Annotated in this window: 5 protein-coding genes; all 5 read left to right on the top strand. The window is 35.5% G+C overall.

Going from position 1 to position 14345, the window contains the following annotated elements; all coding sequences use genetic code 11:
* Positions 1-7635 precede the first annotated feature (7635 nt).
* The gene (locus tag Megvenef_RS02630) at positions 7636-8460 is read left to right on the top strand and encodes a hypothetical protein (RefSeq protein WP_322776448.1); all 825 of its coding nucleotides are present in this window, start codon (positions 7636-7638) and stop codon (positions 8458-8460) included.
* 278 nt (positions 8461-8738) lie between these two features.
* Positions 8739-9701 (top strand): NAD-dependent epimerase/dehydratase family protein, encoded by a 963-nt coding sequence (locus Megvenef_RS02625; protein WP_322776447.1) that lies wholly within the window; start codon positions 8739-8741, stop codon positions 9699-9701.
* The gene (locus tag Megvenef_RS02620; protein WP_322776446.1) at positions 9658-11994 is read left to right on the top strand and encodes a glycosyltransferase; all 2337 of its coding nucleotides are present in this window, start codon (positions 9658-9660) and stop codon (positions 11992-11994) included. The genes Megvenef_RS02625 and Megvenef_RS02620 overlap by 44 nt, the downstream gene beginning before the upstream one ends.
* The gene (locus Megvenef_RS02615; protein ID WP_322776445.1) at positions 11955-13637 is read left to right on the top strand and encodes a WG repeat-containing protein; all 1683 of its coding nucleotides are present in this window, start codon (positions 11955-11957) and stop codon (positions 13635-13637) included. Before Megvenef_RS02620 ends, Megvenef_RS02615 begins: the two co-directional genes overlap by 40 nt.
* A gap of 1 nt (position 13638) precedes the next feature.
* Positions 13639-14345, top strand: a 707-nt coding sequence (locus tag Megvenef_RS02610; protein ID WP_322776444.1) for a phytanoyl-CoA dioxygenase family protein, incomplete at its 3' end; no start/stop codon positions are given.

The raw sequence follows: 14345 nt of genomic DNA, 5'->3' as shown, positions 1-14345 counted from the left end.
TATTATCAATAAGTTATTAATTTGTCGATAGGTCTACAAAGGTACAAGAAATCCCATTTTAGGGAAAGTTTCTTAGTTTTATCATGGAAAATAAACACTTTCCCTAATAAGTTCTTTTTCGGTAAAGTTTAGATTCTTGTCTCTTTGAAATCAAGGGCTGTAGTCGTTTTTTTCCATTGCTAATTTAATCTTTTATGGGAAAGTTTTTTGGTTGAATCGCAAGTCTAGTGCTCTACAAGCCTTATGGGATATAGAGTTTTCTCTTATGTTACATTTACGCAGGAATGTGGTTAATACCCTAATTTTGAGTCATTCATTGGTAGCCAGAACAACTAAGACGAAAATATAGACGCAAACAATAGGAAAAAAAGATGGAATTAACAATACACTTATACGGCTATGCTTATCATATGTTTAATACCCTCAATGCCATTGCAATGCTACGCAATTCAACTTTATTTCCAGCGATGGTCAACACTGCGGCGTTAATGGTCGGTGTGTTCTACGCTTGGAAAATGGCTGCAAGTAGAGCAGAAGGAGAATGGCGGCAGTATCTGCTTAAAGTTGGCGGGATGATTGTAGTAATTAATGCCTTACTTTTGCCAAAGACATCAATGAACATTAAAGACCATGTAGAAAAGCATTTTTGGCGTGTGGATAATATCCCGCTAGCTTTTGCTCTTCCTATTGGCGTAGTTGAAGAAGTTGGCCACCTACTCACGATAGGCTTTGAGCAGGCATTCAGTAGCGTTGATGGTAGATCTGCATTTAATTACTATCACCATGGCACAGTATTTGGAGCAAGGTTATCGAAAGAAGTGCTACAAGCACACGTACGTCATCCAGAGTTTGTTGCTAACATGAACAGCTTTATCAAACGTTGTGTGCTCTTGCCGGCAATGATCGGTCACCAGTTCACTAAAGAAGAATTAGTAGCTACTAAAGATATGTGGAAATTAGTGAGCAGTAAAGCCGGTACATTCACTAGAGTACCAATGATAATCGGAGGAACAAGGCAGGAACCTTCTCCTACATGTAAGCAGGCAGTGCCGTATTTTGACAAGGCAATGAAGGAGTCTGCGCTAACTGATATTACGGCAATTTCAATTAAGCTACGCGCTCCGGGTAGCGGGGTAGAGTATAACCCATCGCATCTTGGTATGAACGAAGCATTAAAGGGTCAAATTGAGGCACTTTATAATGATGAAACTTCAGTTGAGAACATCCTTAAACATAATATGATGATTAACTCGCTTAATCAGTACAGATCAGGCAAATACCCAATGGCTAAGGCTCAGCTACAACATGAGGCTGGAGGCTTAATCTCGGGTGATATGGCTGAGCGTATATTAACTGGTTTGCTTACTGTGATTAAGAACCTCATCTATGGCAGCTTTGTGTTCGTTGTACCGCTCATGCTATTTGCCGGAGGTATGCAATCTTATCGAGGCTGGATCACAGTTTGTCTATCATTGCAATTATGGCCGCCATTGCTTTCCATGCTAAATATGATGATCGATACGGCTTATGAGCCGGCACATATAGTCAGCTATAGCAGCTGGTCAACTGCCGTTAAGCAAATGGATTCCATAGCAAGCGTTGCGGCTAACTTAACTCTTCTTATTCCGTTTTTAGCAGTTTATGTAACTCGTATGAGTGAGGGCGGGTTTCTGCATTTAGCCGGTTCAATTATGGCAACTGCCCAAAGTGCTGGCGGAGCAGCGGCGGCAGAGCAGTCCAGCGGTGGCAAGCAGTATGACAATCAGTCAATTGCTAACCGTAATCGATCTAATGTTAATGAGAATAAGTATGATGATTCACGTCAGTTTGTCACCGGTACTAATAGCGGTATTAACTCTGACGGATCGATGGAGAAAATACTGCCAAATGGTCAGATGATTACCACCGGTGGGGCCGGTAGTACATCTTCAGTCGGTGAGGCAAGTTATCATGAGAGTGAGGGCGTATCAACTGCATTGCATGAAGGCAAACATCAGGAAGTACAAGCTATGAGTAGTACTAGTGCCAGCTTAAGTACTGCTCAAGAGTCCTTGGTGAGCAAAGAGGCGGCCGCGCTTAAAACAATTGCCGAAAATACTAGTAGCAATAAAGGCTACGATATTGATACTAGTACCGACGAAGGTAAGGAAGTAGTTAAAGCACTAAATAAAATTGATACGTTAAGTCAAGATAAGAACTTCACTTGGCAACAACACGCAGAAAGTTATCTAAAAACTGACGTTAGCCCTCCAGTAGCTGGCAAGATCGCAAGTTTCTTAGGGTTTACAGCAAGCGTTGGTGGAGTAGTAAATGCTAGCAATGATAGTAATCAGAGCGATTCATCATCATCTCAAGTGAGTACTGACCTGAACACAAATGATAGAAATGGAGTTAGCATTCGAACGAGCGACCGCTCTGCCTATCTTGAGACTAAAGGTATTGATAAAACGCAGCAAGACAGTAACCGTGAGGCGTATAATGAAACTACTAGGTTAGAGCAAACAATGAGCACCCATAAAGACAAAATTGATGGCTATAACAAAGCCTTAGATCACGTCCAATCACATGGAAGTGAGTTCTCTAAGGATGTGACTCAAGATGTACTCAATGCATATAAGAATCAATATGGCACTTCTGATTCAACAGCAGCAAAAGAAGTGCTTTCTGGTAGCAATTCTGCAAAACAAGTATTCCGCCAAATTAGTGGTGCAAAAGCAAATGAGGTACTGCAGCAAGTTACAGCTGGTGCGAACTCTATAAACTCGTCTGATCCAGTTAGTACTTTTGGAGAACCACACAAAAATGATGTTAACAGTAAGCCTGGAGGTGAAGGTGGCGTTGTGGCGACATTTGCGAAGGAGAATGATATGACAGACAAAACAGCAGTAAACAAACAAATTGAAGATACAGGTGCGGAATTGAAAAATACACATGGAAAAAAATTAAGCGAGAAAAAAGTTACATTTACTGATGTTCGGGATTCCAACCAAAAAGAACAAGAAGACAGACAAGAAAATATAAATATATTCGATAAGGATAGGATAGGAAATGGAATAACTTCAAAAATAATAGGTGGCTTGGGTAATATCGCTACTCTTGGAAATGCTGGTGGGGGCATAGGTAGAAATACAAGCCACAGTACGCAAACTATACCAGAGCAAATAAGTAGTTTAGATGGAAATCAAGTAGTTAAGCCCCCTAGCGGAGCACAAAATTTCTCTCCTGAAGCTGCCAGAAGTTTAATACAAGAGTTTAAACCTGATAATACTAAAGGAGTAGCTGCTACTAATGATGGGCAACATGTGGATGCTAGCAAGAAGATTAAGGGGTGATTATTTCTTGCGATGAAACATATTATGAGAAAGAAAACTATAACTTGGATCGGTATATGTATCCTTACGACGAAGTGTAGACTTAGGAGCGTTGGCAGCAATGTAGCTCAATAATTTGTGATTAAATAAAACAGAAATAGGACAATTTTTAAATATAAAAAATAAACTAGGAATTCCAAACAAAACGGTAACGAATATGAAGCTAGAAAAAATGTTAGAAATAGGATCGGATATTTTGTCCAATATAGCCCCAGTGAGAGCTGTTAGGGCTACCGTTGTAACTATAGTTAAGAAACCATTAGGTAAATCTTTGTCCCAATTAAGTTCTCTACCTTCGCTACTCAGAAAAGTTTTATCTTTTACAAAAGTAGTTTTTGAGAAAGTGCGTACTAAGAAAGGAACTCCTATTATAGTAAGCCAGAACACTACAGAAGCAAGGTATGGAAAATCTCTTGTTTGTGGATTTGTACCAACGATTGCAAACGCTATGCTAAACCCAGCGCTCATACCAAGCCAGAAAACAAAGTTCCAGAACCTGTCTTTACTCATCTTCAGCGAAAAAATCCTACTAAACAAACTTGGTTGGTTTTTACAGAATGTTGTGAAATCTTCCATGGTGGTTTCTTACAATTTATGGTTTCAAATATATAGTATTATTATATCAAAATACCGTCAGTTTTCCAAGCAAATAAAGGCTTTTGTGCTAGTTATTTCCTTGGTTCTATGTGGTAATTCGGTTGTTGTTTTGGCAGATGATAAAGTGACAATTGACTATAGTGACAAAGAACTATCATTGCTTATCTCTAAGGCGGAAAAGAAGCATCAAATACCAGCTGGTCTACTTGCTGCTATTGCAAAAACTGAGTCTGGAATGAAAGCTTATGCTCTTAATGTTGGTGGTAGGTCTATGTTCCTTGAATCTATATCTACTGCGCAAGAAGTGCTTGAGGACAAGCTAAATGCTGGTCTGACTAATATTGATATTGGTGTGATGCAATTAAATTATCGTTGGCACGGTGGAGAATTTGATAGTCTTGTAGAAATGCTTACTCCGGAAAGCAATATTAACTATGCGGCTAAATTACTTGGATCGTTATACGCTCAGCACGGCACTTGGCATAAGGCTGTGAGGTACTACCATTCAGCTACCCCAGAGCACCATAGAAAATACTCACGCAAAGTAGTATTGTGTTGGTTAAATGAATAAAATTAAGAAAAACTTATAGTGAGAAAATTATGAATAACAATCTAGCCTTAAATAAAAGTTATATTTCTCTTTTGGAAGAAATTAAACAAACATTCCAACAGTCTAGATTAAAAGCTGCAATTGTTGTAAATCGAGAATTATTACAATTTTATTGGGAAGTAGGTAATTTAATTATTCAGAAACAACAACAAAGTTCTTGGGGAGATAAATTATATGACAATTTATCAAAAGATTTAATTAAAAGTTTTCCAGGGACAAAAGGTTTTTCAAAGACTAACTTAAAAAATATGAAATTATTTGCGCTAAATTATAGAAGGGAACAAATTGGTCAGGCACTGCCTGACCAATTAAGTTGGACACATCATGTTGTCTTATTACAAAGTAAAAATCTAGATCAAATTGAAATAAAACAATGGTACGCTATAGAAGCAGTAAAGAATGGTTGGTCGTACAGAGAACTTAAGAAAAACATATTAGATGACTTATATAGCAGGCAGACAAATACGAATCATAAGACTACGAATTTTGCTATTCAATTAGTAAACTCTAATTCGCAGCTTGCGCAGGAGTTAATCAAGGATCCCTATAAATTTCATTTTCTAGCTATGGGGGATGATGCGAGAGAAAAAGAAATACATCAGGGTTTACTTAAACATGTTCAAGAGTTCTTAATGGAGTTAGGAGCGGGTTTTGCTTTTTATGGAAGTAATTATCCCGTAAAGGTTTCAAACAAAAGATACGAAATTGACTTATTAATGTATAACACAAAACTACATTCATATGTAGTAATAGAGCTCAAAAAGGGCGAATTTAAGCCTGAGTATATAGGTCAGTTGAATTTCTACCTTACCGCAATAGATGAGCAGCTAAAACTGCCAGAAGATAATCCATCGATAGGTTTGTTATTATGCGAACATAAAGATCGGATTATTGCAGAATACTCTTTAAAAGGAGCAAATGCTCCAATCAGCGTATCTGAGTACCAAATAAACAAGTCATTTACTTCAAAGCTACCATACGTATTACCTACTATAGAGGAGCTGGAGGAGGAATTATCAAAAGAATTTGAGGAAGATGAACATGTTCAATAATTTCATAGGCGGTGGTCAAGTATTTCTTCACAAAGTAAGGATGTTTGGTCAGGTATTTTTCCGAAGCTTTCATGTATCGTTGTTAGTCGGGATACTTCTGGCGTTGCTGATTAATTGGGGATCTTTGCAGAGGCTTGATTGGAGCGGTTTCTTTTCTTATAGGAAATCGGTTCTTGCAATTAGTTTCAGTGAGGCAGCAAATGTTATAAGAGAAGCTATAGGCAAAGAACCAAATCATATTAGCTATATTAATGCTCGGACTAATAATTCCGAGTGGAACGATATCAACCCACATAAGATATATCATACGGGTATATTCCAAAGAGCGGACAATCAAGCGTGGGACTTACTGACTAAGATCGGCTTACTTGCAGCCAGTGCTACTAGTGCTAGTTTTGTTATTATATTTTTACTTTGGAGTAGATTTGGTAGTGGTCTAAAAGATGAGAGAAAGAATGAAGGTAGTGGCTGTGTACTTACAGCTGGGCAAGTTCGGAGCAAATTGCGCTCCCTTGATAAATGTAGTCGCTTCTCTATAGGCAAGATGCTTTTAGTCAAAGATATGGAAACTAGGCATTTTCTGGTGACTGGCTCTACTGGGTCAGGAAAAACTAATCTCATCCACAATCTACTGCCCCAAGTAGAGAAACTTGGGCAACCTGCTATAGTTATTGATCAAACTGGTGAAATGATTGCCAAGTATTATAACCCTGAGCGTGGTGATATTATCTTTAATCCTTTTGATAGCAGAGGAAGAGCTTGGGACTTCTGGGCAGATTGCGGGACTCGTGAGGACTTAGAACGGTTCTCAAAAATACTTATTGGCTTTAACCGTAAACAATCTTCCAGTCATTCTGATCCTTTTTGGGAGAATGCAGCAGAGGCAGTGTTTAATTCCTGTATTGAGTTCTTAAGACCAACGAGTGCTCCTATTGAAAAGATTGCTCAAATGGTGTGCCATAGTGACATTAACTACTTAAAAAGGACACTGAATAATACCGAAGCCGGACGCTATTTAAGTGCTGATTCAAAACAAACAGCTGCATCGATTGTATCAGTGCTTGCGGCAAATGCAAAACCTCTTACTTATTTGAGAAGTGCAGATGGTAGTGGCAGCTTTTCTATGAAACAACATTTTGCCAATATTAAAAACGGATCACCTTCTTGGTTGTTTTTAGCAACTAAGCCAAGTAGCAGGAGTTTAACCCTGCCGCTAATATCGTGTTTGACTGAGCTTGCCTTGGCAAGACTTATGGATTCGGGAATCCACAAAGATAGACGAGTATGGACTGTTATTGATGAATTGCCGGCTCTCGGGTTATTACCGGCGTTATCACCATTAATGGCCGAGGGGCGTAAATATGGTGCTTGCGTACTTGCCGGTATGCAATCATTGAATCAGCTCTATTCACAATATGGTCATTATGATGGGTCTACTATCTTTAGTCAGTTTGGTACTTCTTTCTTCTTTAGGAATACTGAGCCGGCAATCGCCAAGATGATTAGTTCTATGTGTGGCAGTGAGACGATTACTCGTCAGCAGAAGAATACCAGCTTTGGTGCGAATGAATTTCGTGATGGAGTTAGCTACAGCGAGCAACAACAAAGAAAGTCATTAGTTGAACCGGATGACCTAGCAAGTTTAGCTATTGGCGAATGTTATGTGCTTTTTCCTGAACCGGCAGTACGTCTTGCTAAGATACAAACTAAAGAAGCTTCGGTTAAAGAAAAGCATCAAGGGTTTATAGAAAAAGAAGGGTCTGTTTTAAAAGACGAAGAGTCAGCTTCATCTGAGCCAGATAATCTAGCTATTGAGAATATTGAGAACGATGAGGATATTAACGATAGTAGTACTAGTAGCCACAGTGATGCTTCTGCGGATGGGTTTAGTAGATTAGAGGTTGATGATATACATACCAAAAATGAAGGTACAGAATTTGAGAAATAACCAATTAGTCTAACTTTGGAAATTAGGCAATAATTAATATTAATGAGGAATCTAATCATGGAAGAACAAGAGCCAGCAGTAGCTACACCACCAGTAACTGATAGGCACAATAATACCGCCTTCGCAGATAAGACAAAAGAAGTGCACAAGAACTCATTAAGTGAGAGCCTAGAATTGCTAGAAAAGGCAATTAAGAATTTGCATCATGAAGTAGGCTTTGCTTCTAATGCTTTTGTTGGTCACGCTAATGAAACCGGGTCATCATTAGCTTCTACTAACAAATCTATGCAAGAAACGCTTAAGACAATAACCAGTCTCCTGACATCTTTCTCTGATGCGGCAACAAAGATTCAAGATCAAATAATGACATTAGCTCTTTTGCCTAAAAAAGTACAACAGGCATTAGAGGAGTTAGTGCCTAATATAGGGCAAGAAGTAGAAAAAATACATAGCCAGCGTTTAGAAACGATTACCACTAATATCGAGGAGCTTGGTCAAAGCCTTAAAGATAGCGTGCTACAAAATCAAAAAACCATTGAAGAAACTGCGAAGGAATCGATAAGACAAATGCAAGAAGCCGGGCTAAGCGCCTTAGAATCCCAAAGGCAACAAATAAGTGAATTCGCACAATCTGTTAAAGAGGAAGTAGAAGCGGTAACGTCAAATCATGGCAGTAAGTTTCTACGAAATCTGGCAATCACCTTAATACTAGCTACGATTGCTGGTGGAATTACTAGTTGGTGCGTAGGCAAGTATTTCCCTGCATTTGTTCAAATTAACAAGGCGGGAGATATTAAGGTGCAGCATAGTGCCGTGAAAATATGGGAGGCTGATAATCCTAAAATAAATGATTCAAATCAAAAAACAAAGATAGCAAAATGACAAAAAGTGCTAATTCTGATTCAGAATTACCCACAGATCTTAGCAACAACAAATTAGGGGGTAGGAGCTACTATAGTTGCAAGATATACGGAAAATTACTTATTCATTATTGTCAATAAATCTTAGTAACATGCCTTGACCGAGCTTGGTATTTTTTTATTACAAGAAGCTTTGAAAGAAAATCAAAATAAAACATAGATTATTTATAAATAAAATCATTGCTAATCTAATTTTTTTATTATAAATCTTAATCTAGGTGTTTAAACTTTAAGTTATATATGAATAAAATATTAGTAACCGGAGCAGCTGGTTTAGTTGGATCAGCTTTGGTAGAGCGATTAAAAAAACAAAATTATGAAATAATGTGCTGTGATATAAGATTACGAGATAATCCATTAAGTTTTTTTTCAGAAGAGGTTATACCGTTACTTCAGGAGTGTGTTGGAGTTGTTCATTTAGCTGCAATTTCAAGAGTTATTCATGGGGAACAACACCCAGAACTATGCCACAAAGTTAATGTTGAAGGTACAACAAAATTTTTAGAGCTATGTAAATTGCTTCCAAATAAACCCTGGATTATTTATGCAAGTAGTAGAGAAGTATATGGAGAACAAAAAAATTTGCCAGTAATAGAGTCTACTTCTTTAGATCCGGTAAATAATTATGCTAGAGGGAAAGTATTAATAGAAGAAGTTGTAACTAATTTAGAGAGTTTTGATTTTAATGTAGCAGTTTTAAGGTTTTCAAATGTATATGGAGGGTTGTTAGATCATTATAATAGAGTAGTTCCCGCGTTTTGTATCAACGCATTAAAAGGAGATCCTATAAGAGTAGAAGGTAAGGAATGTGTTTTTGATTTTACTTACCTAGAAGATGTAGTAGAAGGTATATCTTTAACTATTAACCATTTGCAAAATATAAAATCCTCACTTTCTCCAATTCATTTTACTGCTTGTAGACCATGCACTCTAGAAGAATTAGCAAGTATAGTATTAGAAATAACTGGAAGTAATTCTAAAATCAATTTTTATCCCGCAAGAAATTTTGATGTAAGCCGCTTTTATGGTGATTTCAGTAAAGCTAAAGCATTGCTTGGTTGGTCGCCAAAACATTCATTAGAAGAAGGGATAAGTAAATTTATAAAAAGTCTTAAAAATAGCAGGCCAACATGTCCTGGAAATATAGATATGGTAATATATGAAAATATTGAAAGTTATTCATGGTTACCCGCCCTATTATAGTGCTGGTTCTGAAGTATATAGTCAGATTCTTGCTCATGAATTGGCTGATAATCATGAAGTGCAAGTATTTACTAGACATGAAAATAGTTTTTTACCTGATTTTCTCTATAGCACTGTTTTAGACTATGGTGACCCTCGAATTTTGCTACATTTAATTAATATACCAACAACTAAATATAGTCATAAATTTATCAATGAAGAAGTAAATATAAGATTTAGTAAAATAATAGAAGATTTCAATCCTGATCTTATCCATTTTGGTCATTTAAATCATTTATCTATAAGTTTACCAGAAATTGCTTCAAAACTAGCAATACCTATAGTTTTCACCTTACATGACTTTTGGTTAATGTGTCCAAGAGGTAGATTTATTCAACGAAATTCTAAGGAATTATTGAAACTTTGTGATGGTCAAAAAGATCGAAAATGTGCAACAGAGTGTCATAAAGGATATTTTACTGGGGATACAGAATTTTTAAATTCAGAAATAGCTTATTGGGAGCAATGGGTATCTAATAGAATGAACCACACTAAAAAAATAGTTGATTATGTTGATCATTTTATTGCCCCGTCAAAATTTCTGATGAACAAATTTGTTAAAAATTTTAATATTCCATATACGAAAATTTCATATCTTGACTATGGCTTTGATTTAAACCGTTTAAAGAATAGAAATAGAATATTAGAAGAAGATTTTGTTTTTGGTTACATTGGTACTCATACTCCGGAAAAAGGTATAGATTTATTACTTAAGGCATTTTCTAAGTTATCAATAAAAACGAAGCTTAGAATCTGGGGAACAGAGAGCCAAGAAACTAAAGGTCTTAAGTCAATCGCTGACCAATTCCCTCCAGAAATTAAAAATCAAATAGAATGGATGGGAAGTTATAAAAATGAAAACATAGTTGCCGAGGTATTTAATAATCTTGATACCATAGTTGTTCCGTCAATCTGGGGAGAAAATTCACCGCTAGTTATCCATGAAGCTGAGCATTTGAGAATACCTGTAATTACTGCTGATTATGGTGGTATGGCAGAGTATGTTAGAGATGGAGTAAACGGGTTGCTATTTAAGCATAGAGATGTGGAAAGTTTATCAGAAAAAATGGAAAACTTAGCTGTAGATAAAAAGCTATACATCAAACTTAGCCAAAATGGCTATCTTTACTCTAATGATGGTAATATTCCTTCTATAAATGAGCATACAAGACAACTTGAAAAAGTTTATTTTGATATCGCTACAAGTAAAACCAAATTGGTTTCCGCAAAACCTGGTCCCTGGAGAATTACTTTTGATACTAATCCAGATTATTGTAATTACGCCTGTGTTATGTGCGAGTGTTTTTCACCTTATAGTAAAGTTAAAGAAGATAAAAAAGCTAAAGGAATTAAGCCTAAAATAATGCCAATTGAGACTATCAGAAAAGTAATAAAAGAAGCTGCAGGAACACCTCTAAGAGAAATCATTCCTTCTACTATGGGTGAGCCTTTAATGTATAAGAATTTTGATGAAATAATAACTATATGTCATGAGTACGGATTAAAACTTAATCTAACAACAAATGGTTCTTTTCCTATCAAAGGAGCCAAAAAATGGTCTGAGTTATTAGTACCAATTTTATCTGATATTAAGATTTCTTGGAATGGTGCAACCAAAGAAACTCATGAAAAGATTATGATAGGTTCAAAATGGGAAGTTGTAACAAAAAATTTGAAAACATTTCTTGAAGAACGAGATAAATATTTTTATACAACAAACAAAAGGTGCAGTGTCACTCTACAATTAACGTTTTTGGAAAGTAATATACTTGAGTTACACGATATAGTTAAAATGGCTATAGAGCTCGGAGTAGATAGAGTTAAAGGGCATCACCTTTGGGCTCATTTTGAAGAAATTAAAGATTTATCAATGAGAAGAGATGAAGCCGCAATTAATAGATGGAACAGTGAAGTAGAAAAAGTATATTCATTAAGAGACAAGATGTTACTGTCAAACGGTGAGAAGATAATATTAGAAAATTTTACTATTCTTGCTAAAGAAGGAGTAGAAGATTTAGCTCCAGGTGGCTCATGTCCATTTTTAGGAAAAGAAGCATGGGTTGATCCTGAAGGAAAATTTAGCCCTTGCTGCGCACCTGATGATTTAAGAAAGAAGCTAGGAAAATTTGGGAACGTAAATGAAGTAAAATTATCAGATATATGGCAAAGTAGCGAGTATAAAAGTTTACAAAAAAATTATTTTAATCATGAGTTATGCAAAACATGCAATATGAGAAAACCACTGGTCAATTAACAGAAAATAATCACTTGGAGTTTATTAAAATTTCTCCTTGTCGGAAATTTCATACCCTTTTTGAGAAACCATTGTATGAGGAGAGGTTTCTTTATGTGGAGAAATTTCATGAACCAGGTTTTGCACCTGTTTGTGATACAACGGGTGCTTATCACATAAATTTAAAAGGAAAGATACTCTATACCAAAAGATTCAACAAAACTCATGGGTTTTATTGTGGAAGAGCAGCAGTAGAAGATGATACTGGATGCTATCATATAGACTCACATGGTAGCAGATTATACAAACAATCATACCAATGGGTTGGAAACTATCAAGAAAATATTTGTGCAGTAAGAAGATCCAATAAATTTTATCATATTGATTTATATGGTAATAGACTATATCAAGAGGAATATGATTATGTTGGAGATTTTAAGGATGATATTGCTGTAGTGCATAAAGAGAGTAAAGCCACTCATATTAATTCTGAAGGAAACTTAATACATAATAAGTGGTATAAACAGCTAGATATTTTTCATAAAGGATTTGCTATAGCAGAAGATAATGATGGTTGGTTTCATGTAGATATAGAAGGTAATGCAATTTACTTACAAAGGTATAAAACAGTGAACCCATTTTATAATGGAGTTGCTGTAGTTAAAGCTTACTGTGGTACTTTAGGACAAATTGATATTACAGGAAATATAAAATTTATTATTTCTCCACCAGAGCCAGAAGCTCAAATACATAAAATTTCTTCTGAACTTGCTGGCTTTTGGAAAACTTACTTAACGAATGCCGCTATTGAACTTGGCTTATTAAATATTTTACCAGCAACAACAAAACTATTATCTAAGCAACTAAATATGATTGAAGCAAATTTACAAAGATTGCTTAGGGCCTTATGGGAAATAGAATTAATAGACTATAATCAAAATAAAGATTTATGGCAAATTTCAACAAAAGGAGAATTTTTAAAAAACAATGCATTTTTGCCTCAAGCAGCGGAAATGTGGGCAAGAGTTGCTGCTGAAAAAAATTGGCTAAATATAGTAGATTTATTAAAGCAAAAAACAATATCTTCATTTCCATCTTTTAAAGAAAAAGAAACTTCTGAAGAGATGAGAACTAAATTCTATAAAGCTTTGATAGGCTATACTACGCTCGATACTAGAGAATTTAGTAATAAAGTAAGTATAGAAGGAAATGAGAATATATTATTATTTGGAGTACATTCTTTAGCTTTAAGAAGCAAAGATATTAACACTATAAATTGGGATTATTATAATGATCATAGAATTCCAGAAGAGTTAATAAGAGACTATAATGCTCGCCTAATTACTCCAGATAAGTTAAGCGAAAATTATGACTTGGGCATATTTTGTCGGTTCTTACAAAATCAAGATGATGAGAAAGTATTATCTTATTTTAGGCTTATTAAAGATAAGAAAATATCACGTATTTTATTAATTGAAACTATTTTAACTAATAATTCCCCAATTGGGGGAGCTGTAGATATCAATATAATGGTTGAAACAGGAGGTAAATTAAGAAAATTAGAAGATTGGGAAGTAATATTAAAGCAAGTAGGTAATCTAAAAATATTTGAGGTTTTATCTTTGACAGAGTATTTGTCGGTTATTGATATCAGAAGCTGCTGATATGGACAAATTGGAAAACAATGGTTTTTTTATTATAAAGAATCTTATTCCTTTGGATTTACTTACTTGGCACCTAAGTAATATCAGAAGCGAAATAGCAAACTCCGCTTGGCAGCTAGGCGTGTCAGTTCCAGATTACTTAAATTGTACCGGTAGATGGGCTACTCCATCGCAGATTACTCACACTATATCAAATTTATTAAATGATACTATAAAGGACAAGCTGACAAAATTATTGCAATGTCAAATACAACATAAAAAATCTAATGTTATATGTAAAACTGCTGATTTGATAGATGCAGTGCCTTTTCATCAAGATATTTCTTATAGTTCTGATGATCCTTATCACTTTTCTGTATGGCTTGCCTTAAATGACGTTAATGAAGCTTCAGGAGCTTTACAAATTATAAAAAATAGTCATGTATGGAAGATAAAACCAGCTGTTGATTTTTGGTCTCCATATTTTGTTGATAAATATTCAGGCAAATTAACTAATCAGAAAATTGTAACCCTACCTATTTCGGCTGGTGATGCCATAGTTTTTGATTCTAAGTTATGGCATGGTAGTGGAAAAAATTTAGATGCTAAAGATAGGTTTGCTTATGTTACAAGATGGATTATAAAAGACAAGATATTTCCTATTATACCAAAACCTAAACCACTAACTTTTGGTATGTTTAATTGTGGCTTGTTAACAGAGTATATACT

Source organism: Candidatus Megaera venefica (assembly GCF_034554655.1).
GTDB lineage: Bacteria > Pseudomonadota > Alphaproteobacteria > Rickettsiales > Rickettsiaceae > Megaera_A > Megaera_A venefica.
The sequence above is the reverse complement of the archived record's forward strand: the minus strand, read 5'-3'. Positions and strand labels throughout refer to the sequence as shown.